The following is a 23,046-nucleotide window of genomic DNA, read 5'->3' as shown; positions in this document are numbered from 1 at the left end:
GGGCGGAAAAAAAGGGCGACCGCCAATGACGGTCGCCCTGATAGGAAGCGGGGGGAAGGCCTACTGGCCCAGATCCACCAGCACGGGGTTCTCTTCCAGATCCTCCAGGAACTTGTCCGGGCGTTCCTTCTGGTCGGGCACGGTGATGTCGCCGTGGACATATTCGCGATAGCCCGTCCCGGCGGGGATGAGACGGCCCACGATGACGTTTTCCTTGAGGCCGCGCAGGTAGTCCATCTTGCCCTTGAGGGAAGCCTCGGTGAGCACCTTGGTGGTTTCCTGGAAGGAAGCCGCCGAGATGAAGGACGAGGTGGTCAGCGAGGCCTGGGTGATGCCCAGCACCAGCGGTTCGGCGGTGGCGGGCTGGCGGCCTTCGATGATGGCCTTGTGGTTCTCGGCCTTGAACTCGGCCTTGTCCACCTGCTCGCCCACCAGGAAGCTGGTGCCGCCGGAATCCAGCACGGTGACCTTCTTGAGCATCTGGCGCACGATGACTTCGATGTGCTTGTCGTCGATGCCCACGCCCTGGAAGCGGTACACTTCCTGGATCTCGTCCACGAGGTAGCGGGCCAGGTACTTTTCACCGCGGGTGCGCAGGATGTCGTGCAGCTCGGGCGAACCTTCGGTCAGCGGATCGCCGGCTTCCACAAAGTCGCCGTCGGCCACGGTGATGTGCTTGCCCTTGGGCACCAGGTATTCCTTGGCGTCACCGATCTCGGGGGTCACCACAAGCTTGCGCTTGCCCTTGGATTCGCCGGCGTAGGACACGGTGCCGGAGATCTCGGAGACCACGGCCATGTCCTTGGGCTTGCGGACTTCGAAGAGCTCGGCCACGCGGGGAAGACCACCCACGATGTCCTTGGTCTTGGACGTTTCGCGGGGCTTGCGGGCGATGATGTCGCCGGCCTGGATGGCCTCGCCGTCCTTGACCATGATGATGGAGCCCACGGGCAGGCTGTACACGGCGGACGCCACGCTGTGCGGACGCTGCTTGACGTTACCGTTCTCGTCGCAGACCGAGATGGACGGGCGGTAGTTGGTGGTGCGGTATTCCATGATGGTCAGGGAGGCCTGACGCGTCACGTCGTCCACCTTTTCCTGCACGGTCTTGCCGTCCACGATGTCGGTGAAGCGGATGATGCCCTCTTCCTCGGACACGAAGGGTTCGTTGAAGGGGTCCCACTCGGCCAGCACGGTGCCCTTGGTCACTTCCTGACCGTCGGTCACATGCAGGCGGGCGCCGTTGGGCAGGATGTACTTTTCGCGTTCGCGGCCCTGCGGATCCACGATGGTCAGCTGGCCGCTCTTGCCCAGCACCAGCTGGATGCCGTCGCGGTTGGTGACGGCGCGCACGCGGTTGAGGATGACGCGGCCGGTGTTCTGGGCTTCGAACTTGTTCTTTTCGATGGTGCTGGATGCGGTACCGCCGATGTGGAAGGTACGCATGGTCAGCTGGGTGCCGGGTTCACCGATGGACTGGGCGGCGATGATGCCCACGGTCTCGCCGGTGTTGACCAGGTGCCCGCGGGCCAGGTCGCGGCCGTAGCACAGGGCGCAGATGCCGCGCTCGGCCTGGCAGGTGAGGGGCGAGCGCACCGTGATGGAGCTGACGCCGTGTTCACGCAGCACAGCGGCCTCGGCCTCGTCGATGAGGGTGTTCTCGGGCAGCAGCACCTTTTCCGCGTCTTCGGGATCGTAGACGGGGTAGAGCAGCACACGGCCCATGGCGCGTTCCCACACCGGGGTCTTGATGTCGCCGCCTTCGCGCAGGTGGGTCAGCTCGATGCCGTCCACCGTGCCGCAGTCGTGTTCGGAGACGATCACGTCCTGCACCACGTCCACCAGACGGCGGGTCAGGTAACCGGAGTTGGCCGTCTTCAGGGCGGTGTCGGCCAGACCCTTGCGGGCGCCGTGGGTGGAGGTGAAGTACTGCAGCACCGACAGGCCTTCGCGGAAGGACGAGGTGATGGGCGTTTCGATGATCTCACCGGAAGGCTTGGCCATCAGACCGCGCATACCGGCCAGCTGGCGCATCTGGTCCTGGTTGCCTCGGGCACCGGAGGTGGACATCATGAAGATGGAGTTGAAGCTCTGGTTCTTCTCTTCACGGCCGGTCTTGGGATCCTTCAGGATATCGTACGAGATCTCCTTGATCATTTCCGTGGAGACGTCCTGGGTGGCCTTGGTCCACACATCGACGACCTTGTTGTACTTTTCGGTACGGGTGATGATACCGTCGCGGTACTGGCGTTCGATGTCGTCCACCTCGGCCTGGGAAGCGGCCAGGATGTCCTTCTTGCGGGCCGGGATGATGAGGTCCTTCACACCGATACTGACACCGGCGCGGGTAGCGAACTCATAACCCATGTTCTTCAGATTGTCGCAGAGGATGACCGTGGCCTTGATGCCGCACTGGCGATAGCAGTTTTCCACCAGCTTGGCGATCATCTTCTTGGTCAGCACCAGGTTGACGTTCTCGAAGGACATTTCCTTGGGCAGGATGTTGCTCACCAGCACGCGGCCGGGCGTGGTGCGGTACTTCTTGCCGTCGGGCATGCGCACGTTGATGCGGGCGTGCAGGGACACGGCATCGGCGTCATAGGCGGCCTCCACTTCCCAGGGACCGCAGAAGGTCATGCCCTCGCCCTTCTCGAAGCTGCGCTCGGAGGTCATGTAGTACAGGCCCAGAACGATGTCCTGGGAAGGCACGATGACAGGACCGCCGTTGGCGGGCGAGAGGATGTTGTTGGTGCTCATCATGAGCACGCGGCATTCGATCTGCGCTTCCACGGAAAGCGGGATGTGCACGGCCATCTGGTCACCGTCGAAGTCGGCGTTGTAGGCCGAGCAGACCAGGGGATGCAGACGGATGGCCTTGCCTTCCACCAGCAGGGGCTCAAAGGCCTGGATGCCCAGGCGGTGCAGGGTAGGGGCACGGTTGAGCATGATGGGGTATTCGCGCACCACTTCCGAGAGGATGTCCCAGACCACCAGCTCCTCACGCTCCACCATCTTCTTGGCGCTCTTGATGGTGGAGGCGTAGCCGCGCTTTTCCAGCTCCGAATAGATGAAGGGCTTGAACAGCTCCAGGGCCATCTTCTTGGGCAGGCCGCACTGGTGCAGCTTGAGGTAGGGGCCCACGGTGATGACGGAACGGCCGGAGTAGTCCACGCGCTTGCCCAGCAGGTTCTGGCGGAAGCGGCCCTGCTTGCCCTTGATCATGTCGGACAGGGACTTGAGCGGACGACCGTTGGTACCGGCGATGGCGCGACCGCGGCGGCCGTTGTCGAACAGGGCGTCCACGGCTTCCTGCAACATGCGCTTTTCGTTGCGGATGATGATGTCGGGAGCGCCCAGTTCGATGAGGCGCTTCAGACGGTTGTTGCGGTTGATGACGCGGCGGTACAGGTCGTTGAGGTCGGAGGTGGCGAAACGGCCGCCGTCCAGGGGCACCAGGGGACGCAGCTCCGGCGGGATGACGGGAATGACTTCCATGATCATCCATTCGGGCTTGTTGTTGGACTCCAGGAAGGCCTCGACGATCTTCAGGCGCTTGGTGAGCTTCTTCTTCTTGGTCTGGCTCTTGGTGGTCTCGCTTTCTTCGCGCAGTTCGGTGCGCAGCTTTTCCAGATCCAGCTCTTCCAGAAGGGAGCGCACGGCCTCGGCGCCCATGCCCACGGTCAGGGCGTCTTCGGTGCCGTAGTGGTCCAGGATCTGCAGGTACTGGTCTTCAGAGATGACCTGGCGGCGCTGCAGATTGGTCTGGCCGGGATCGAGCACGATGTAGGAATCGAAGTACAGGACCTTTTCCAGATCGGCCATGGTCATGTCGAGCAGGGTACCGATCTTGGAGGGCAGGGTCTTGAGGAACCAGATGTGGGCCACGGGCGCGGCCAGTTCGATGTGGCCCATGCGCTCGCGGCGCACCTTGGAGGCAATGACTTCAACGCCGCACTTTTCGCAGACGATGCCGCGGTGCTTCATGCGCTTGTACTTGCCGCAGTTGCACTCGTAGTCCTTCACGGGGCCGAAGATCTTGGCGCAGAACAGGCCGTCGCGCTCCGGCTTGAAGGTACGGTAGTTGATGGTTTCCGGTTTCTTGACCTCACCGTAGGACCATTCGCGGATGGCTTCGGGCGAGGCGATGGAAATCTGGATGGCTTTCAGGTTGCGGATGTTGGTCACATTGGCCGACGTGCCGCGTGCAGTGAAGAGATCGTCCAGGCTCATATATCTACCTTGCTTGTCAAAAGCTCGTTACAGTCGTTGTGGCGTATGGTTGACGCTCCGTCCCGGGGAATGGCGCGGCCGGGCACCGCGCGCTGGCGTGATGCCCGGCGCATCCATGAACTATTCCTCGGGTTCCTGGTCGCGCATGAAGCCGATACGCTTGGGCTTTTTCTTGCCGTCTTCCTGATGCAGGGTCACGTCGAGGCCCAGGCTCATGAGTTCCTTGACCAGAACGTTGAAGGATTCGGGCAGACCGGCTTCCAGGAAGTTGTCGCCCTTGACGATCTTCTCGTACATCTTCACACGTCCGGTCACGTCGTCGGACTTGACGGTGAGGAATTCCTGCAGGAGATAGGCGGCGCCGTAGGCTTCCAGAGCCCAGACTTCCATTTCGCCCAGACGCTGGCCACCGAACTGCGCCTTGCCGCCCAGCGGCTGCTGGGTGACCAGGCTGTAGGGGCCGGTGGAACGGGCGTGGATCTTTTCGTCGACCAGGTGGTGCAGCTTCAGGATGTACATGACACCGGTGGTCACGCGGTTCTTGAAGGGCACGCCGGTGCGGCCGTCGTACAGGATGGTCTTACCGTCGCTGTCCTTGCCGGCCTTTTCCATCCAGCCCCAGATCTCTTCTTCGGTGGCGCCGTCGAAGACCGGGGTCTTGGTCACGATGCCGTTGCGCAGCTTCTTGACCGAGGCGATGAACTCCTCGTCGTCCATCTTGTCCACCAGCTCGCTGATGGCCGGGGAGTCGAAGACGTCCTTGACCTCGTCACGCACCACCTGCAGGGCCGCGCCGGAATCCAGCAGTTCGGCCAGCTGGCGGCCAAGTTCCTTGGCGCCCCAGCCCAGGTGGGTCTCCATGATCTGGCCGATGTTCATACGCGAAGGCACGCCCAGGGGGTTGAGCACGATGTCCACGGGGCGACCGTCGGCGAAGAAGGGCATGTCTTCTTCGGGCAGGATGCAGGAGACCACACCCTTGTTGCCGTGACGGCCGGCCATCTTGTCGCCCACCGAGAGCTTGCGCTTGATGGCGATGTGGACCTTGACCATCTTGATGACGCCGGGAGGCAGGTCGTCCCCTTCGGTGACCTTCTCGCGCTTGGAGTCATAGATGGCGTGCAGGTAATCCACCTGATGGTCGTAGTCCCTGAGCTGGTCGGCCACGATGTCGTTGACTTCCTTGCTCTCGAACAGGCCCTGCAGCTTCTTCACCGGGATGGCGTCCAGCTGCTCGCGGGTCAGGGCGGCACCGGCTTCCACCAGCACTTCGCCCTTCTTGCTGCCGGGGACGCTGACGGCGGTCAGCTTGCCCAGCACATGGGGGGCCAGCACCTGGCGGGTGCGGTTGCCCAGGGCGCGCATGTGGTCGGCTTCCTTCTGGTCCAGCACGGCGGTGTCGTGGGCCTCGATGGCCAGGGTGCGGTCGTCCTTCTCACCGGAGCGGCGGTTGAACACCTTGACGTCGATGACCGTGCCTTCCACTCCCGGGGGCACCTTGAGGGAGGTGTTCTTCACGTCGCGGGCCTTCTCGCCGAAGATGGCGCGCAACAGCTTTTCTTCCGGGGTCAGCTGGGTCTCGCCCTTGGGGGTGATCTTGCCGACCAGGATGTCGTCGGGCTTCACGGCCGCGCCGATGCGGATGATGCCGCTGTCGTCCAGGTTGCGCAGCATGTCTTCGCTGACGTTGGGGATGTCGCGGGTGATCTCTTCGGGTCCGAGCTTGGTGTCGCGGGCCACCACTTCGAATTCTTCGATGTGGATGGAGGTGAAGATGTCCTCTTTCACGGTACGTTCGGAAATGAGGATGGAGTCTTCGTAGTTGTAGCCGCACCAGGGCATGAAGGCCACCACCAGGTTCTTGCCCAGGGCCAGCTGGCCTTCGTCGATGCCGGGACCGTCGGCGAGGATCTCGCCCTTCTTGAACACCTGGCCGGGGTAGCAGGTGGGCTTCTGGCCGAAGCAGGAGTTCTGGTTGGACTTGTGGAACTTCAGCAGGTCATAGGCACGCACGCCGCCCTGTTTCTTGTACAGGTCGCCTTCGTAGGAGACCACGATGCGGTCGGCGTCGGCGTATTCCACCTTGCCGTCGGCCTGGGCCACGATGCAGGCGCCGGAGTCGCGGGCCACGTCGATTTCCATGCCGGTGCCCACCAGGGGCTTTTCGCTGCGCAGCAGCGGCACGGCCTGGCGCTGCATGTTGGAACCCATGAGGGCGCGGTTGGCGTCGTCGTGTTCCAGGAAGGGGATGAGCGCGGCCGAGATGGAGACCATCTGGCTGGGCGAGATGTCCATGAGGGTCACCTCGTCACGGGAGCGCATTTCCACTTCGCCCTTGACGCGCACGGTCACGAACTCGTCCAGGAAGTTGCCGTCGGCGTCCACGCGGGCGTTGGCCTGGGCCACCACCTGGTCGCCTTCGCGGGAGGCGTCCAGATGCACGATCTCGTCGGTCATGCGGCCATTGCGCACCACGCGGTACGGGGTCTCGATGAAACCGAAGTCGTTGACCTTGGCGAAGGTGGTCAGCGACACGATCAGACCGATGTTGGGACCTTCGGGCGTTTCGATGGGGCAGATGCGGCCATAGTGGGAGGTGTGCACGTCGCGCACTTCGAAGCCGGCGCGCTCACGGGTCAGACCGCCGGGGCCCAGGGCCGACAGACGGCGCTTGTGGGTCACTTCGGACAGGGAGTTGGTCTGGTCCATGAACTGCGACAGCTGGGAGGTGCCGAAGAATTCCTTGAGCACCGCGGCCACAGGCTTGGGATTGATCAGGTCGTGGGGCATGAGCGTGGAGATCTCCTGGATGCTCATGCGTTCCTTGATGGCGCGCTCCATGCGCACCAGACCGATGCGGTACTGGTTTTCCACCAGTTCGCCCACCAGACGCACGCGGCGGTTGCCCAGATGGTCGATATCGTCGGCCGGGCCGTGGCTGTCCTTCAACTGCACCAGCACCTTGATGGCGGTGAGGATGTCGTTGTCGGTCAGGGTACGGGAATCTTCGGTGTCGGGCAGGCCCAGGCGCTGGTTGAGCTTGTACCGGCCCACCGGCGACAGGTCATAGTAGTCCGGGCTGCGGAACAGGTTGTCGAAGAAGCTGGCGGCGATCTCGGCGGTGGGCGGGCTGGAAGGACGCAGACGACGGTAGATCTCTTCCTGTGCCTTTTCCTGATCGGGGATGCGGTCCTGCATCAGGGTGTCGCGGATGGAGGAAGAGGTGTCGGTGCCCTTGGTGTGCAGCACGGCGATGCGCTCGATGCCGGCTTCGCGCATGCGCTCCAGCAGGCCGGGCGTGATCTCGTCGGCGGCTTCGGCCAGCACTTCGCCGCTGCCGGGGGCGATGACGTCTTCGGCCAGGAACATGCCGTCCAGGGTGTCGGGACGCACTTCGATGGCCTTGATGCCCGCTTCACACACCTGGCGCCAGCCGCGCTTGGTGATGGGCTTGCCGGCCTTGATGAGCACGGTGCCGTCTTCGGTGACGATGTCGGAGTAGGCGTTGTCCTTGCGGTACAGGGACTTTTCCACTTCCCACATCAGGGTGTTGTGCGGCTTCAGCAGGTAGTGCTCGCGGGTGTAGAAGTACTCCAGGATGTCCATCTTGCTCATGCCCATGGCCTTGAACAGGATGGTGGCGGGCATCTTGCGGCGACGGTCGATGCGGACATACAGGATGTCCTTGTGGTCGAAGTCGAAGTCCAGCCAGGAGCCACGCATGGGGATGACTCGGCAGGAATAGAGCACCTTGCGGCTGGTGTGGGTCTTGCCGCCGTCGTGTTCAAAGATGATGCCGGGAGAACGCTGCAGCTGGTTGACGATGACGCGCTCGGTGCCGTTGATGATGAACGTGCCCTTTTCCGTCATCAGGGGCAGGGTGCCGAAGTAGATGCCCTGTTCCTTGATGTCGCGGATGGTGCGGTTGCCCGTGGCTTCATCGGTGTCATAGACCACCAGGCGCACCTTGATGTGCACCGGGGCCTCGTAGGTCAGGCCCTTGGAGATGCACTCGGCCTGGTCGTACTTGGGCTCGCGGATTTCGTAGCTGACGAATTCCAGGCTGGCGGTCTTGTTGAAATCTTCGATGGGGAAGACGGTGTGGAACACGCCTTCCAGACCTTCCTCCTTGTTCCGATCGGCTTCGGCAACGCCTTCCTGCAGGAACTTGCTGTAGGAGTCGATCTGAAGATTGAGGAGGTGCGGAATGGGGAGAGTAACGTTGATTTTGCCGAACTGTTTGGTAAGCTGGCCCATGCGATACCTCAAGGTAGGTAGCGGTTGCGCTTCGGCTGCCGGCGTTGCACCGGAACGTCCGGTCGGCATTCTGCCCGTGCAGACCGCTGTGGACAGACTGCCAAAACGCCAGTCATGCCGCGATCCGAAGCGTACAATCTATATCTCTCAGTGGGATCCGGTTTTCACAACGCGCAAAAAGGACAAACGACACTTCCCCGCGTTACCGGCAGGGGTGAGGCCGCTTGTCTTGAAAGAAAAGGCTATGCGCGTCGGGTGTTGTCTACCAGAAAAACCAGATACTTCTCCCACAACAGTTTTGGAACGAAGAGAGATACCGCAGAAGCATGGTTTTTGCAAGAACTTTTTCCGCGATCCGGCAGCTCCCGTCAGAAGGGGAGCGGAAGGGGCAGGAGGCGCCCGGGCCTGCGGCATGCCGCGCCGCGGGGCGGGGCTGCCAGGGCATCTCCGTCTTTTGTGTATGGAAAACGGCGGGGCGTCAATGGAAAAAAGCAGACGGCATCCAAAAAGACACAAAAGCGGCAGCCGGGGTGCGCCGCAGGCGGCGTACGGGCAACAAAAAAAGGCGGGGTTCACACCCCGCCTTCAAAACGATCGGAAAAACCGAACTTACTTCACTTCGACGACAGCGCCGGCTTCGGTCAGCTGCTTCTTGGCTTCTTCGGCTTCTTCCTTGCTCACGCCTTCCTTCAGGGTGGAGGGGCAGCCGTCGACCTTTTCCTTGGCTTCCTTCAGGCCCAGGCTGGTCAGAGCGCGCACGACCTTGATGACGCCGATCTTGTTGGCGCCGGCTTCCTTCAGGATGACGTCGAATTCGGTCTTTTCTTCGGCGGCGGCAGCGGCGCCACCGTCAGCGGGGGCGGCCATCACCATGGCAGCGGCGGGAGCGGCAGCGGACACGCCGAACTTTTCTTCCAGTTCCTTGATGAATTCGGACAGTTCCAGGACGGTCATGTTGGAGATGAACTCAACAACCTGTTCTTTGGTCACGGACATGGTAAACTCCTAGCTCTTTGGCTAAAATTTGGTTGATTGCTTTTTTCTGCTGCGAAAGCCTTAGGCGGCTTCGCCCTTCTTTTCTTCGATGGCCTTGAGCGCATAGAGCAGGCCGCGGAGAACGTTGGCGAACAGCGAAACAAAATTGGTGGGCACGGCGTTCATGGTGCCGAGCAGCTGACCAAGGAGCTGTTCCTTGGACGGCAGCTTGGCCAGGGCTTCGACCTGTTCGGCAGACATTTCCTTGCCTTCCAGGCTGCCGCAGCGCAGCTGGAACAGCTTGCTCTGCTTGGCGAAATCACTCAACGCCTTGGCCACCGCCACGGGGTCGTCGAAACCAAGGGCAATGGCGCTGTTGTCATGGAACTTGTCCTTGACAACGTCATGCGTGCCACCGGTAAAAGCGATACGGGCCAACGTGTTCTTGACGACGTAGAATTCGCCGCCAGCCTTGCGCAGGTTCACACGGAGGTTCGTCAGCTCTTCCACCGTCATGCCCTTGAACTCGGTCAGCACCGCAAAGGAAGCGCGTTCAGCATTGGCTTTGATCGCTTCGATGACGGCTGCTTTTTCAGACCTGGTCACGTGATACCTCTCACGTTCGGGGTTGCCGGGTGGAATGCCGAGCCAAAGATAAGTCTGGACAGGTAAATTAAAGGCCATGCGGCCTGCCTGCCGTCTTCGACTCGAATTCCCTTGCCTTAGCCAGTAAATCAAATGCGGGGATTGCTATTACTGCAATCCCCGCACGATGTCAACTAAAAAACGGGCTTAGCCTTCCAGGAATTTTTTCACCTGGGACATGTCGATCTTGAAGCCGGGGCCCATGGTGGTGGATACCGCCATGGAGAGCATGTAGGTGCCCTTGGCGCCGGAGGGCTTCAGACGATTCACGGTTTCCAGCAGGGCCTTGAGGTTGCCCAGGATCTTTTCGGGACCGAAGGAAACCTTGCCCAGAGGAGCGTGCAGAACACCGGCCTTGTCGACCTTGAAGTCCACGCGCCCGGCCTTCAGTTCGTTGACGGCCTTGGTCACGTCGAAGGTGACGGAACCGGTCTTGGCGTTGGGCATCAGGCCGCGGGGGCCGAGCAGACGGCCGATCTGGCCCACCAGGGCCATGACGTCAGGGGTGGCCACGGCGGCGTCGAAGTCCAGCCAGCCTTCCTTGATCTTGGCCACCAGGTCTTCGGCACCCACGAAGTCGGCGCCGGCGGCGGTGGCTTCGGCCTGCTTTTCACCCTTGCAGAAAACGGCCACGCGGACGGTCTTGCCCAGGCCGTGGGGCAGGGTCACGGCGCCGCGCACCATCTGGTCGGAGTACTTGGGGTCAACACCCAGGCGGATGGCCACGTCGACGGTTTCGTCGAACTTGGCGAAGGAAGCGCCCAGGGATTTGCTCACAGCGTCTTCAACGCTCAGGCGTTCCTGCAGGTTCACGCCTTCGAGAGCTTTACGGAAATTTTTGCCATGCTTGGGCATGTCTTTATCCTTTCGTTTTATCTCCTGCCACACATGGACTGCTCCAGGTCTGGCAGTACAATTGATCAACGAGGGGCAGCCAGGCTGCCGTCATCCGGTAAACCGGTCCCTACTTGATTTCGATGCCCATGCTGCGGGCGGTGCCGGCGATGGACTTCACAGCGGACTCAAGGGTGGCGGCGTTGAGATCGGGCAGCTTCAGCTTGGCGATTTCTTCCACCTGGGCCATGGTCAGGCTGCCGACCTTGTTACGGTTGGGTTCACCGGAGCCCTTTTCGATCTTGGCGGCCTTCATGATCAGCACCGCGGCCGGGGGGGTCTTGGTGATGAAGGTGAAGGAGCGGTCAGCGTAGACCGTGATGACCACAGGGATGATCATGCCCTTCTGGTCCTGGGTACGGGCATTGAATTCCTTGCAGAAGCCCATGATGTTCAGGCCATGCTGACCCAGGGCGGGACCCACCGGCGGGGAGGGGTTGGCGGCGCCGGCCGGGATCTGCAGTTTGATTTTGGCAACTTCTTTTTTGGCCATGATGTTCTATCCTTATGACTGGAACAGCGCCCTGCGGCGCTGCTCCGATGCTAGCCCTTGGAAACCTGCACGAAATCCAGTTCCACCGGGGTCTGTCTTCCGAAGATGGAAACGGACACGCGCAGCTTGCCCTTTTCGTAGTTGACATCGTCCACGACGCCATTGAAGCCCTCGAAGGGGCCCTCGATAACCCGAACGTCGTCGCCGCGTTCGAAGTTGAACTTGGGCCGGGGGGTCTCCTGGCGACTTTCCATCAGCGAGAGGATGCGCGCGGCATCGCTTTCGCTCATGGGAGTGGGGCGGTTTTTCCCCCCCACAAAACCGGTGACCTTGGGGATGGACTGCACCAGATGGCAGGAAAGATCCGTCATAATCATGCGGATCATCACATAGCCGGGGTAGAATTTGCGGGTAGTGGTGCGAGGCTGCGAACCGTTCTTGGAAGGTTCGATGACCTTTTCGGTAGGCACGACCACTTCCTGGATGAGGCCATTGTCCTCGCCGGAATCCATCATCGCCTTGATGGTCTTCTGCACGCGCTGCTCAAAACCGGAGTAGGTGTGCACGATATACCAGCGAGACTTCTTCCCCAGTTCGGAGTTCTCGTCGATAACGGGAGTGTTCATATGTGCCTTCAGGAGAGGATGCTCTTGATGATGGCCGAAAGCCCCAGATCCACGAGGCCGAGCACGACCGCCATGACGGCAACAAAGCCCAGAACCGCGAACGTCGCTTTGCGCGTTTCCTTGAGCGTGGGCCACGTAACCTTACGCAGTTCGCCGCGAGAATCTTCGATATATTGCGCCAGACGGGAGATGGGGTTGGGGGTCTGTTCGGTCTTGGAGTCGGCTTGCGCGGATTTCTTTACCATGGTGCTTCCCACAAGATAAAAAATGGCAGGGCAGGAGGGATTCGAACCCCCAACTTGCGGTTTTGGAGACCGCCGCTCTAGCCGTTAGAGCTACTGCCCTGCGTACCGTCCGGGGGGAGGGGACTCCCCCCGGCGGAAGTATTGTTACCTGGTTTCTCTGTGAAGCGTGTGCTTCTTGTCCCAGGGACAATATTTTTTCATTTCCAGACGCCCGGTGGTGTTCTTCTTGTTCTTCCGGGTGCTGTAGTTGCGACGCTTGCACTCAGTGCAGGCAAGGATGATGTTCACTCTCATGGTACTACTCGATGATTTCGGTCACCACGCCGGAGCCCACGGTGCGGCCACCTTCACGGATGGCGAAGCGCAGGCCGGCTTCCATGGCGATGGGGGCGATCAGTTCCACCAGGAACTGGCTGTTGTCGCCGGGCATGACCATTTCCACGCCTTCGGGCAGGTTGATCACGCCAGTGATGTCAGTGGTGCGGAAGTAGAACTGAGGACGATAGCCGGAGAAGAACGGGGTGTGACGGCCACCTTCTTCCTTGGACAGGACGTACACTTCAGCCTTGAACTTCTTGTGGGGCGTGATGGACTTGGGAGCAGCGAGCACCTGGCCGCGTTCCACTTCGTCACGCTTGGTGCCGCGCAGCAGCACGCCGATGTTGTCGCCGGCCTGGCCCTGATCCAGCAGCTTGCGGAACATTTCCACGCCGGTGCAGGTGGTCTGGGCGGTGGGCTTGATACCCACGATTTCCACCACATCGCCGACCTTGATGACGCCGCGTTCCACACGACCGGTGACCACGGTGCCGCGGCCGGAGATGGAGAACACGTCTTCAATGGGCATCAGGAAGGGCTTGTCGATGTCGCGTTCGGGATCGGGGATGAAGTCGTCGCAGGCCTGCAGCAGGTCGATGATGCACTTGGCTTCAGGGGCGTCGGCGCTTTCGCATTCCAGGGCCTTCAGGGCGGAGCCGCGGATGACGGGCACGTCATCACCGGGGAAGTCGTAGGAAGACAGCAGTTCGCGCACTTCCAGTTCCACCAGTTCCAGCAGTTCTTCGTCGTCCACCAGGTCGCACTTGTTCAGGAACACGACCAGCTGGGGCACACCCACCTGACGGGCGAGCAGGATGTGCTCACGGGTCTGGGGCATGGGGCCGTCGGTGGCGGCCACCACCAGGATGCCGCCGTCCATCTGGGCGGCGCCGGTGATCATGTTCTTGATGTAGTCGGCGTGGCCGGGGCAGTCCACGTGAGCGTAGTGACGCTTGTCGGTTTCATATTCCACGTGGGCGGTGGCGATGGTGATGCCGCGTTCCTTTTCTTCGGGAGCCTTGTCGATCTCGTCGTAAGAAACGAAGCTGCCTTCGCCCTTCAGACCGGCGATCTTGGTGATGGCGGCGGTCAGCGTGGTCTTGCCATGGTCGATGTGGCCGATGGTACCGATGTTAACGTGGGGCTTTTTGCGTTCGTATTTTTCCTTGCCCATTGTACGTCTCCCTGAGGATAAAATTTGTTGCGGTTACTGTACTTTCAACCTTGAGCATGGTTTCGAACGCCTGCTCCCGGTTTCTTGCCACTGCCCGCATAAGTCCCTGTGTTGTTGCCCAGGGAACGTGCTTTGACAGGAAAAAGGATGACTGGAAGGGAAAAATGCAGGAATGGAGCGGGAAACGGGATTCGAACCCGCAACCCTCAGCTTGGAAGGCTGATGCTCTAGCCGTTGAGCTATTCCCGCACTTTCGAGGCGCGTTGTCGCAGGCCAGCCTTGCTGACCCCCGGGCATCGGCATGCCCGGTACTGCACCGTAGTTCCCGACAGTCAACCTGTCTCCTACAGCCAAGGCAGTTGTTAGCATGTGCCACACTTCTTGTTCAGAAGTGGTGGAGGGGGGTGGATTTGAACCACCGAAGTCTTACGACGACAGATTTACAGTCTGTTCCCTTTGGCCACTCGGGAACCCCTCCACTCTGAGTTGCAAGCGATGTCGGCTTGCAAGATTTTCAGTCTGGCGTGGGCTTGTCCGGCGTTGTTTTCCGGTGCCCTGCTGCCCCGTCCGGCTTTCGCTTTCGTGAGGCATTCGTCAGCAGCAAGGATGTGTTTACGGAAAACCGGCCCCTTTGGCAAGCACTTTTTCGTGTTTTTTCGATTTTTTTTCTTCTGAAAATAAAAAATAAACAATATCAATATATTGCCTTTTCATTGCGAACGCCTTTCCTGCCTGCCCCCGGGCCTGTCAGCGACTTTTTCGATCAGGCGGGCCTCGGAAAGGGCCCGGAAAAGCTGGTGGAGCTCGTGCCGGATGCGTCCTTCAGGGACGCGGGGGAAGGTCTCGGCCAGCAGGGAGGCGGCCTCGTCCCGCGAAAGCGGTGAGGCCAGCAGATGCCAGACCGCGGCCCCGGTGCCGTCGAGCCGGAAGATGCGGTTGCCGGGGCCGTCACTGAGGAAAAGGCTTTGTCCGGCCTGCCGGCAGGCCAGGCCCGGCCGCTGCCGCCACAGCGTGCTGCTGTCCCCGTCGTCCTCCCGCGGAGGGAGGGAAGGGGGCCGGCCTTCGGGGATGGGGCGTTCCGGCATCGGGGGCGGGGCGTCGGCCAGGGGCGCGGCCGGCGGCAGCAGGAGGGCCTGCTGCGCCACGAGCCCTGCGGCCTCGTCCAGGTCATCATAGCGGAGGATGCGGCAGGGCAGGGAATCCAGCAGCTGTGTGCCCAGCCCGAGGATCCCCGGTGCGCCGCCGCCAGGGATCAGGAAACGGGCCAGCACGCTGTCCATGCCGGTGGCGGCAGGCGCGGGCAGCAGGGCGGCCCGGCTGCGGGGCGTGCGTTCCAGCAGGATCACGGCGTCCGGGCGGTTCCTTTCCCCCCAGGGGGCCAGTCTGTCCGGGCCTGTCGCCAGGTAGCCGTAGTGGCGGTCCCGTATGCCCGGAAAGGCGGCAGCGAAGCGGCGCAGGACGGGAGAGGCGGGCAGGGGCAGGCGCAGCCGGGGAGGCACGCCGAAGGAGAAGACCCTGCCCTGATGGAGGGCCAGCATGTCGTCACCGAGGCCTCGTGCCGTATCGGCCATGAGGCGGGCGACCAGCGTGCTCTTGCCGGCGCGGTTGTCACCGCAGAAAAGCAGGGTGCGGCCGTGCAGGCGTACGGCCGCGGCATGGAGGGACGCCAGACCGGGGCAGGCGTGGCAGCAGGCGGCCGCCAGCTCTATGGCCAGACTGCACAGCAGGCAGGCCCCGGACGGCTCGTGGCGGGGAGCGGGCAGCCAGGGAGAGCGCAGGCGGTAGCCCCGCCCCTGCGGAAATATCGCCAGCAGCGGCCTGGGCCCGCGCCGGGCGGACGGAGGCGTGCCGGGGATGGCGGGGAGCCCTTCAGGCTGCGGGGCATGCGGCCAGAAACGGAAAAATTCGCCCAGAGCGGGCAACAGTCCCTCGCAGTCGTGCAGGCGCACGGCCCCCGGCACACCGGCGAAAAAGATGTCCCGGCAGGTCATGCCTAGCGGTCCGGCCGGAAGCCTCCTCCCAGCGTGTCCTGGAAGGTGTCGCGCAGGCGGTCCCCGGCCTCGCGTCGCCAGCCCTCGTCATAGCGGCCGTCGTAACGGTCATCATAGCGGTCATGGTAATCATAGTTCCGCGAGGGACGGCTGCGGCGGCTGCGCCTGGAGTATCGGCTGCGGCGGGAATACCGGCTGCCGTGGCTGTACCGGCTGCGCCGGCGGTGCGAGGGCCGGGAATGGGCCTCGGCCTCATTGACGCAGAGCAGGACCGGTGTCGCGTAGATCAGGCCCGTGGCGGCCAGACCGGCCAGGAGCGCGCGGCGCCTGCTGCGGAGCCTGTCTTCGGAAGGGGCGGACGGTGCTGTCTTCATAATGCCCTCCTGCCCGGGAACGGGCCGGGTAAACGTCGTCGGGAAAACGGTCGATGCACGATTCTTCCAGGCATAGTGCCAGTAAAGCGAGGGCTTGCCAAGGGGCAGCCCCGCGAGGCAGATGCGGTCCTGAGGGCGCCGGGGAAAAAGGGGCAGGAGGACGGCACATGCACAGGGATGATGCCGCTGCTGCCCGGGGCGGCCCCTGCGGTGAAAGGCCTTGCCAAGCGGTCAGGATTCATCTAAAAGTGGAGAGATGCTGGTGTGGCTCAATCGGTAGAGCAGCTGATTTGTAATCTGCAGGTTATGGGTTCAAGTCCCTTCACCAGCTCCAGGAAAAAGCAAAAAGCCCTCACGGAAATTTCCGTGAGGGCTTTTTTGTTCGGGGTTCCTCGGGGCCTGTGTGCTTGGTTTGCTGCCGGGCCCGGCGGCAGCCCGTGAGGTGCCGGGGGCATGGAAAAAGTCCCCTGTCCGGGACGGGCAGGGGACTTCGGGCTTCAGATGGTGTTCACATCTACTTGTTTTCGGCCAGGTTGGCCTGCTCGAATTCGTCCAGGGCCTTGCTCACGACCTTGGCCAGGCCGATGAGGGCGATAAGGTTGGGGAAGGCCATGAGGCCGTTGAACATGTCGGCCAGTTCCCACACCAGGTTCACCTGCAGCAGGGAACCCATGACGATGAAGCACATCACCACCAGGCGGTAGGGGGTCACGCCGCGGGTCCCGAACAGGTACTTGACGTTCTGCTCACCGAAGAAGTACCAGCCCACGATGGTGGAGAAGGCGAAGAAGAGCAGGCAGATGGCCACGAACTTGATGCCGAAGGCCCCCAGACCGGTGGAGAAGGCCTTCTGGGTCAGGGCGATGCCGGTGGTGGTGCCGTCCAGGGCGCCGGTGACGAAGATGACCAGAGCGGTCATGTTGAGCACGATGAAGGTATCGATGAACACGCTGACGATGCCCATCAGGCCCTGCTGGGCAGGATACTTCACCTTGGCCACGGCGTGGGCATGGGGGGTGGAGCCCATGCCGGCTTCATTGGAGAACAGGCCGCGGGCCACGCCGTAACGGATGGCCTCCTTGACACCGGCACCAATGATGCCGCCGGTGGCGGCCGAAGGATCGAAGGCGCCCACGAAGATCATCTTGAAGGCGGGGATGATCTGGTCGGCATTGCTGAGGACCACGAACAGGCCGCCGATGACATAGAGCAGGGCCATGAGGGGCACCATCTTTTCGGTCACGGCAGCGATGCGGCCGATGCCGCCGAAGAAGACGAAGGCGCCGCAGGCGGCGATGATCACGCCCATGACCAGGGGCGGCACGTCAAAGGCGGTCCTGAAGGCATCGGCGATGGAGTTGGACTGCACCATGTTGCCGATGCAGCCCAGGGCGATGATGATGGACACGGAGAAGAACACGGCCAGCTTGTGGCTGCCGAGACCGTTGGAGATGTAGTAGGCGGGGCCGCCGGTGATGTGGCCGGCGTCGTCGCGGGTGCGGTAGACCTGGGCCAGCACGGCTTCGGCAAAGATGGTGGCCATGCCGAAGAAGGCGGCGATCCACATCCAGAAGATGGCGCCGGGCCCGCCCATGGCGATGGCGGTGGCCGCACCGGCCAGGTTGCCGGTGCCCACCTGGGCGGCGATGGCGGTGGCCACGGACTGGAAGGAGCTCATGCCGTGCTTGTCGGCGCGCTTGCCCTTCAGGGAAAGGTCACCGAAGAGCATGCGCACGGCCTGTCCGAATTTGCGGACCTGGATGAACCGCAGCCGGATGGTGAAGTATATGCCCACACCACACAGCAGCGGGATAAGGCAGTACATGCCCCAGATGAAGCTGTTGATGTTGGAGACAAGTTTCGTCAATTCTTCCATGGTTTCCCCCTCAGGCTATCCGGCCTGCATGTCATCCGGCAAGAGGAGCCCTGTGTCCGTCCGTCGTCTGGCAAGGCATGTCGAATATGAAGTGATGGTGTTGCACATCCGGCAGCCGTGCGGGATTCACGCATGAGTGAACAGGCTGCATCCATACCGTCGCAAAAAAACAGTCTCCCCTCCGCATCCTGCCCGGGTCCCGTCCCGGAGGGGATGGGCATGGAAGGAGGAGACTGCCGCCTGTCCGGTACGGCGGCGCCGCCGTACCTTCCCCGTCATGGTTGTCGGCAATTTATCCATGCATCTATGACATTAAATCGTAACGGGAAAAATGTCCATGCCGGAATTGATTGGGAAGGATTTCTCAACTCCCGGCGGGCCGCTGTCACCGATACCCGCCGCCTGCCGGTCAGGCAGGGGGAGGGCGGGACGGCCAGGCGGCAGAGGAGGATGTGCCCGCCCGTCAGGGGCAGGGCGCAGCGCGCACGGAGAGGGCGGGCGATACGGGGCGGGAGCAGCGGCGGCGGGCGCCGCAAAAAAGACATGGCCGGAGCGGAAGGGCAGGCAGGGCAGCGCAGCCCCGCGCCAGGCAATGACGCCGGAAGGGGCAGGGATCCGGCCCCGGAAGGGGAAAACAAAAAAGGGACCGCGCGGATGGCCGTCCCCCAAAGGCATCAGTCCTCGTCACGGACGCTGCTGCGGCGTCTGCGGCGGGGCTTTTCTTCTTCCACTTCCTCGGGCAGGTCGGGCGTGGAGAGCTGTTCGCGGATGCGGTCGCGCTCCTCCCGGGGCTTGGCCACCAGGCGCAGCTGCTTGACCAGCACCTTGCCGATGACCAGCACTTCTTCCACATCGGCCAGCTGGTCGAAATCCGGGGCATCGGGGCTGAAATCGTCGGGAGCGTCCCGCAGTTCTCCAGAAGTCATCCTGAAAATATACATGACGTGCCTCCGTGGCAGCAGTTTGGAGTTTTTCGTGTCCAGCTGGACAAAGGGCGACGTGCGCAGCAGGGCCAGCCGTTCTTCCGTCATGGCGCGACAGGGGAAATGCCGGCAGGCCAGACAGGCCAGCAGGGGCCGCTGATGCCCCTTGAGCGGGCAGCGGATGGCTTTTTCCGTGGGGTCTGCGTATCTTCCCATGACGAACACCGTTGCCTTGCTATAGCAAAGAGTGTCTTCCGGGCCTAGCCGGGAAGAAGGGAATTTTTTCGCCCGTGTCCGGCCTTGGGGCGTGCGGCGTGCCCGGCGGAATATGCGGCGGGACGGAAGGCTGGTCCCGTCCTTCCCGTACAGGCCGCTGCGGGGAGCGGAGGTGGAAAAATGTTATAAAGATGGACGCAGCTCACGGGCGGCACAGATCGCAGGGCCTGTCCGCGTCCACGATGGCGTGTGCCGCAGGGGGAGCGGAAGGCAGCCCCCGGGCCGTTCCCGCCGGTGCGAACCGACAGGGCGTCCGCCGCCCTTACGGATTTTCCTCCCGGCGGATCAGGCCCGGCGGGCCCAGGTGCAGCGGTCCAGCCCGGCCAGATCCTGCTCGGTGCGGGGCGCACGGTAACCGGCTTCCGCCAGCAGGCGGCGCACGGCCCCGCCCTGGCGGTAGCCGTGTTCCATGACGATGAGGCCGCCCGGTTTCAGGGCCTGCCGCCCGGCGCGGATGACGGCCCGCAGGTGCCGCAGACCGTCCTGCCCGGAAAAGAGCGCGCTGTGCGGTTCGTGGCGCAGGACTTCCGCCATGACCTCGCCTTCTTCCGCGGCGGCGATGTAGGGCGGGTTGCTGACCAGCACGTCCAGCCCGCGCGGCATGAGCGGCGGCATGAACATGTCCCCCCGCACCAGGGCCAGACGGTCCGCGGCGTGCAGGCTGCGGATGTTGCGGGCCGCCACGGGCAGGGCCCCGGCACTGTATTCCAGCAGCAGGCCCCGGCTGTGCGGCAGCTCCAGGGCCAGCGTGATGCCGATGCAGCCCGTGCCCGTGCCCAGATCCGCAAAGCGCACCTCCCCGGGGCCTGCGCATTCCCGCAGCACGATCTCCAGCAGCAGTTCGGTCTCCGGCCGGGGGATGAGGGTCTGCGGGCTGACCTCGAAGTCCCGGCCGAAGAATTCGCGCCGCCCCGTGATGTGGGCCAGCGGTTCTCCGGTACAGCGGCGGGCGGTCAGGCCGCGGATGGCGGCGGCCGCGTCCTCCGCCACAGGGGCGGGTATGGCCAGCATCAGGCCGATGCGGTCCAGGCGCAGCACATGGCCTGCCAGCAGGCGGGCCTCCAGCGCGGGAGCGTCCGTACCTGCGGCCTGCAGGTCACGGATCAGCGGGGTCAGCAGTTCCTGAAGGGTCATATCCTTGTCCTCTGCGCGGCTGGGCAACACAAAAAAGGCCCGGGGCAACGCCTTGTCGCCCCGGGCCGTCCGCGTCTCCACCTTCCGGGGCGGCAGCGGCGTTATTTCGTTTCCGCGGCCGGAGCGGCTTTTTTGGCGCGCGCGGCCGTCTTTTTGACAGGTTCGAAGGCCAGGGCCAGCACATCGTCATAGGTGTGCGCGGGGTGGACCTTGATCTTTTTCAGCAGTTCTTTGGGGACCTCTTCCAGATCCTTGACGTTCTGGCCAGGGATGATGACATGCTTGAGCCCGCGTGCCACACCGGCCAGGATCTTTTCCTTGATGCCGCCCACGGGCAGTACCCGGCCCTGCAGGGTGATCTCGCCGGTCATGCAGGTATCGGCCCGCACGATGCGGCCGCTCAGGGCCGAGATCAGGGCCGAGGTCAGGGTGACACCGGCGGAGGGGCCGTCCTTGGGCACGGCACCGGCAGGCACATGGATGTGGATGTCCTGCGTGTCGCTGAAGTCCGCGTCGATGCCCAGGCTGTCGGCCCGGCTGCGGATGTAGCTCATGGCGATGCGGGCGCTTTCCTTCATGACGTCGCCCAGCTGGCCCGTGAGCTGCAGGTTGCCCTTGCCCTTCATGCAGGCGCATTCGATGGTCAGCACCTCGCCGCCGGCCGGGGTCCAGGCCAGGCCCAGGGCCATGCCGGGCATGAGGCGCTTGTCCTTCTCGTCCTCGATGAAGCGCGGCGCGCCCAGCAGCTTTTCCACCGCGGCGCTGTCCACGGTAAAGCTGCCCTTCTTGCCTTCGGCACGCTGGCGGGCCAGCTTGCGGCAGATGGCGCCCAGCTCCCGCTCCAGATTGCGCAGCCCGGCTTCGCGGGTATAGCCGCGGATGACGGTGGTGATGGCGGTGTCGTCCATGACCACGTCCCCCGCCTGCAGGCCGTTCTCCGCCACCTTCTTGGGCAGCAGGTGACGTTTGGCGATCTCCACCTTTTCCTGCATGGTGTAGCCGGGCAGGCTGATGACCTCCATGCGGTCGCGCAGGGGGGCCGGGATGGTCTCCAGATGGTTGGCCGTGCACAGGAACATGACCCTGGAAAGATCGAAGGGCACGTTCAGGTAGTGGTCGCTGAAGGTGTGGTTCTGTTCGGGGTCCAGCACTTCCAGCAGGGCGGACGAGGGATCGCCCCGGAAATCGGAGCCCAGCTTGTCCACCTCGTCCAGCACGATGACCGGGTTGCGGGTCCCGGCCTGCTTGATGGCCTGGATGATGCGGCCGGGCATGGCGCCGATATAGGTGCGGCGGTGGCCGCGGATCTCGGCCTCGTCATGCATGCCGCCCAGGGACAGGCGCTGGAAATGACGGCCCAGGGCCCGGGCGATGGAGCGGCCCAGCGAGGTCTTGCCCACGCCTGGAGGGCCGGCGAAGCAGAGGATGGGGCCCTTGGACTGGGGATTGAGCTTGCGCACGCTGAGGAATTCCAGGATGCGGTCCTTGATCTTGTCCAGACCGTAATGGTCCTCGTCCAGGATGGCCTTGGCATGGGCGATGTCCAGGCGGTCGCGGGAAAGCTTCTTCCACGGCAGTTCCACCAGCCAGTCCAGATAGGTGCGCACCACGTTGGCCTCGGAGGAGTCGGCGTGCATGCCGGACAGGCGGCGCAACTGCTTGTCGGCTTCCTTGCGCACCTCTTTGGGCAGGCCGGCCTTGTCCAGGGCCTTGCGCAGCTCGTCCAGCTCTTCTTCGCCTTCGGAGGCCGCGTCGCCCAGCTCGTGGCGGATGGCCTTGATCTGTTCGCGCAGGAAGTATTCCTTCTGCGCCTTGTCCATGCCTTCGCGGGCCGTGCTCTGGATGTGGGCCTGCATGGTGGCCACTTCCACCTCGCGTTCGAGCTGGATGTTGACCAGCATCAGGCGTTCCACGGGGTTCACGGCTTCGAGGATGCGCTGGGCATCGGCGGTCTTCATGCGCAGGTTGGCGGCGATGAGGTCGGCCAGACGGCCCGGCTCGTCCACGCCCTGGAGCACGGCCAGGATGTCCGGGGAGGCCACGCCGCGCAGCTGGAGCACCTTTTCGCTCTGTTCGCGGGCGGAGCGCAGCAGGGCTTCTATCTTGGCATCGCGCGGGGGCGTCTCTTCCTGCAGGACGGTGATGCGGGCCTCCAGATAGGGTTCCACGCGGTGGTAGCCCTCCACCCGGGCGCGGCTGGCGCCCTGCACCAGGATCTTGATGCGGCCGTCGGGCATCTTGAGCATGCGCATGACCTGCACCACCGTACCGGCGGTGTAGAGGTCATTGGGGCCGGGATCTTCGGTGGATTCTTCCTTCTGGGTGCAGACCAGCAGATGGCGTCCCTTCTTGAGGGCGGCCTCCACGGCCTTGACGGATTTTTCGCGACCGATGAACAGCGGCAGGATCATGTAGTTGAACACTACGACATCCCGAACGGGCAGCACCGGCAGCAGGTCGGAGATCTGCTGTTCGCCGGGGGCCGCTGCCTGTTCGTCGCCGGTGGTCCCCTGGTCCCGGCCGGCGGCTTCCGTCGCCTGGCTCAGGGCATCCTGCAACTGGGACAGCATGTCTTCCAGCGGATGGTCGTTCTTTTTCTGATCAGACATATATAC

The 23,046-nt window shown here is 63.1% G+C and carries 16 protein-coding genes and 4 tRNA genes; 1 reads left to right on the top strand and 19 read right to left on the bottom strand.

The annotated features are described in order from the left end of the window. Nucleotides 1–60 precede the first annotated feature (60 nt). The 15 genes from rpoC to DESPIGER_RS05405 all read right to left on the bottom strand — a co-directional run bounded on the left by rpoC (nucleotide 61) and on the right by DESPIGER_RS05405 (nucleotide 16,222). Nucleotides 61–4,230, bottom strand: coding sequence for a DNA-directed RNA polymerase subunit beta' (rpoC, locus tag DESPIGER_RS05475; RefSeq protein WP_072334098.1), 4,170 nt, complete (start codon nucleotides 4,228–4,230; stop codon nucleotides 61–63). A gap of 120 nt (nucleotides 4,231–4,350) precedes the next feature. Continuing rightward, nucleotides 4,351–8,487, bottom strand: coding sequence for a DNA-directed RNA polymerase subunit beta (rpoB, locus tag DESPIGER_RS05470; protein ID WP_072334095.1), 4,137 nt, complete (start codon nucleotides 8,485–8,487; stop codon nucleotides 4,351–4,353). A 609-nt stretch (nucleotides 8,488–9,096) separates the two neighbouring features. Beyond that, complete coding sequence (rplL, locus tag DESPIGER_RS05465) at nucleotides 9,097–9,483, bottom strand: 50S ribosomal protein L7/L12 (RefSeq protein WP_006003610.1); 387 nt, start codon at nucleotides 9,481–9,483, stop codon at nucleotides 9,097–9,099. 60 nt (nucleotides 9,484–9,543) lie between these two features. Next, entirely contained in the window at nucleotides 9,544–10,068 is a 525-nt protein-coding gene (gene rplJ, locus DESPIGER_RS05460) for a 50S ribosomal protein L10 (protein WP_072334092.1), read from the bottom strand. A gap of 186 nt (nucleotides 10,069–10,254) precedes the next feature. After that, nucleotides 10,255–10,962, bottom strand: a complete 708-nt coding sequence (gene rplA / locus DESPIGER_RS05455; RefSeq protein WP_072334089.1) for a 50S ribosomal protein L1 — start codon at nucleotides 10,960–10,962, stop codon at nucleotides 10,255–10,257. A gap of 109 nt (nucleotides 10,963–11,071) precedes the next feature. Next, nucleotides 11,072–11,494: a 50S ribosomal protein L11 gene (gene rplK, locus DESPIGER_RS05450; RefSeq protein ID WP_006003616.1), complete on the bottom strand. Its 423-nt coding sequence runs from the start codon at nucleotides 11,492–11,494 to the stop codon at nucleotides 11,072–11,074. A gap of 50 nt (nucleotides 11,495–11,544) precedes the next feature. Then, entirely contained in the window at nucleotides 11,545–12,120 is a 576-nt protein-coding gene (gene nusG / locus DESPIGER_RS05445; protein ID WP_072334086.1) for a transcription termination/antitermination protein NusG, read from the bottom strand. A gap of 8 nt (nucleotides 12,121–12,128) precedes the next feature. Beyond that, the gene (gene secE, locus DESPIGER_RS05440) at nucleotides 12,129–12,365 is read right to left on the bottom strand and encodes a preprotein translocase subunit SecE (protein WP_072334083.1); all 237 of its coding nucleotides are present in this window, start codon (nucleotides 12,363–12,365) and stop codon (nucleotides 12,129–12,131) included. Nucleotides 12,366–12,388: 23 nt separating this feature from the next. Then, a tRNA-Trp gene (locus tag DESPIGER_RS05435) sits at nucleotides 12,389–12,465 on the bottom strand. Nucleotides 12,466–12,509: 44 nt separating this feature from the next. Continuing rightward, the gene (gene rpmG / locus DESPIGER_RS05430) at nucleotides 12,510–12,659 is read right to left on the bottom strand and encodes a 50S ribosomal protein L33 (protein WP_072334080.1); all 150 of its coding nucleotides are present in this window, start codon (nucleotides 12,657–12,659) and stop codon (nucleotides 12,510–12,512) included. Between the two features lie 4 nt (nucleotides 12,660–12,663). Further along, nucleotides 12,664–13,857: an elongation factor Tu gene (gene tuf / locus DESPIGER_RS05425; protein WP_072334077.1), complete on the bottom strand. Its 1,194-nt coding sequence runs from the start codon at nucleotides 13,855–13,857 to the stop codon at nucleotides 12,664–12,666. A gap of 173 nt (nucleotides 13,858–14,030) precedes the next feature. After that, nucleotides 14,031–14,106 (bottom strand) — tRNA-Gly (locus DESPIGER_RS05420). Between the two features lie 143 nt (nucleotides 14,107–14,249). Beyond that, nucleotides 14,250–14,335, bottom strand: a tRNA-Tyr gene (locus DESPIGER_RS05415). A gap of 232 nt (nucleotides 14,336–14,567) precedes the next feature. Continuing rightward, nucleotides 14,568–15,848 carry a PqqD family protein gene (locus tag DESPIGER_RS05410; protein WP_072334074.1) on the bottom strand — a complete coding sequence of 427 codons (1,281 nt, stop codon included), beginning with the start codon at nucleotides 15,846–15,848 and terminating at the stop codon, nucleotides 14,568–14,570. Between the two features lie 2 nt (nucleotides 15,849–15,850). Further along, nucleotides 15,851–16,222: a hypothetical protein gene (locus tag DESPIGER_RS05405; protein WP_072334072.1), complete on the bottom strand. Its 372-nt coding sequence runs from the start codon at nucleotides 16,220–16,222 to the stop codon at nucleotides 15,851–15,853. 258 nt (nucleotides 16,223–16,480) lie between these two features. On the opposite strand from DESPIGER_RS05405, the gene DESPIGER_RS05400 reads away from it, so the two are divergent. After that, nucleotides 16,481–16,556, top strand: a tRNA-Thr gene (locus tag DESPIGER_RS05400). Nucleotides 16,557–16,736: 180 nt separating this feature from the next. Here DESPIGER_RS05400 and DESPIGER_RS05395 read toward each other — a convergent pair. The 4 genes from DESPIGER_RS05395 to lon all read right to left on the bottom strand — a co-directional run bounded on the left by DESPIGER_RS05395 (nucleotide 16,737) and on the right by lon (nucleotide 23,040). Continuing rightward, complete coding sequence (locus DESPIGER_RS05395; RefSeq protein ID WP_072334069.1) at nucleotides 16,737–18,098, bottom strand: alanine/glycine:cation symporter family protein; 1,362 nt, start codon at nucleotides 18,096–18,098, stop codon at nucleotides 16,737–16,739. Nucleotides 18,099–18,772: 674 nt separating this feature from the next. After that, the gene (locus tag DESPIGER_RS05390) at nucleotides 18,773–19,237 is read right to left on the bottom strand and encodes a hypothetical protein (RefSeq protein WP_072334066.1); all 465 of its coding nucleotides are present in this window, start codon (nucleotides 19,235–19,237) and stop codon (nucleotides 18,773–18,775) included. Between the two features lie 345 nt (nucleotides 19,238–19,582). Next, nucleotides 19,583–20,431, bottom strand: a complete 849-nt coding sequence (prmC, locus tag DESPIGER_RS05385; protein ID WP_072334063.1) for a peptide chain release factor N(5)-glutamine methyltransferase — start codon at nucleotides 20,429–20,431, stop codon at nucleotides 19,583–19,585. A gap of 101 nt (nucleotides 20,432–20,532) precedes the next feature. Continuing rightward, nucleotides 20,533–23,040 (bottom strand): endopeptidase La, encoded by a 2,508-nt coding sequence (gene lon / locus DESPIGER_RS05380; protein ID WP_072334060.1) that lies wholly within the window; start codon nucleotides 23,038–23,040, stop codon nucleotides 20,533–20,535. Between the last annotated feature and the right edge of the window lie 6 nt (nucleotides 23,041–23,046).

Origin of the sequence: Desulfovibrio piger (genome assembly GCF_900116045.1) — a bacterium.
Taxonomy (GTDB): Bacteria; Desulfobacterota; Desulfovibrionia; order Desulfovibrionales; family Desulfovibrionaceae; genus Desulfovibrio; species Desulfovibrio piger_A.
This window is presented reverse-complemented; position numbering and strand designations above follow the sequence as displayed.

What these genes read in the sequence shown, in the direction of transcription:
- rpoC (WP_072334098.1), bottom strand. Translation starts at nt 4,230, where the DNA reads ATGAGCCTGGACGATCTCTTCACTGCACGCGGCACGTCGGCCAATGTG.
- rpoB (WP_072334095.1), bottom strand. Translation starts at nt 8,487, where the DNA reads ATGGGCCAGCTTACCAAACAGTTCGGCAAAATCAACGTTACTCTCCCC.
- rplL (WP_006003610.1), bottom strand. Translation starts at nt 9,483, where the DNA reads ATGTCCGTGACCAAAGAACAGGTTGTTGAGTTCATCTCCAACATGACC.
- rplA (WP_072334089.1), bottom strand. Translation starts at nt 10,962, where the DNA reads ATGCCCAAGCATGGCAAAAATTTCCGTAAAGCTCTCGAAGGCGTGAAC.
- rplK (WP_006003616.1), bottom strand. Translation starts at nt 11,494, where the DNA reads ATGGCCAAAAAAGAAGTTGCCAAAATCAAACTGCAGATCCCGGCCGGC.
- nusG (WP_072334086.1), bottom strand. Translation starts at nt 12,120, where the DNA reads ATGAACACTCCCGTTATCGACGAGAACTCCGAACTGGGGAAGAAGTCT.
- secE (WP_072334083.1), bottom strand. Translation starts at nt 12,365, where the DNA reads ATGGTAAAGAAATCCGCGCAAGCCGACTCCAAGACCGAACAGACCCCC.
- rpmG (WP_072334080.1), bottom strand. Translation starts at nt 12,659, where the DNA reads ATGAGAGTGAACATCATCCTTGCCTGCACTGAGTGCAAGCGTCGCAAC.
- tuf (WP_072334077.1), bottom strand. Translation starts at nt 13,857, where the DNA reads ATGGGCAAGGAAAAATACGAACGCAAAAAGCCCCACGTTAACATCGGT.
- DESPIGER_RS05410 (WP_072334074.1), bottom strand. Translation starts at nt 15,848, where the DNA reads ATGACCTGCCGGGACATCTTTTTCGCCGGTGTGCCGGGGGCCGTGCGC.
- DESPIGER_RS05405 (WP_072334072.1), bottom strand. Translation starts at nt 16,222, where the DNA reads ATGAAGACAGCACCGTCCGCCCCTTCCGAAGACAGGCTCCGCAGCAGG.
- DESPIGER_RS05395 (WP_072334069.1), bottom strand. Translation starts at nt 18,098, where the DNA reads ATGGAAGAATTGACGAAACTTGTCTCCAACATCAACAGCTTCATCTGG.
- DESPIGER_RS05390 (WP_072334066.1), bottom strand. Translation starts at nt 19,237, where the DNA reads ATGGGAAGATACGCAGACCCCACGGAAAAAGCCATCCGCTGCCCGCTC.
- prmC (WP_072334063.1), bottom strand. Translation starts at nt 20,431, where the DNA reads ATGACCCTTCAGGAACTGCTGACCCCGCTGATCCGTGACCTGCAGGCC.
- lon (WP_072334060.1), bottom strand. Translation starts at nt 23,040, where the DNA reads ATGTCTGATCAGAAAAAGAACGACCATCCGCTGGAAGACATGCTGTCC.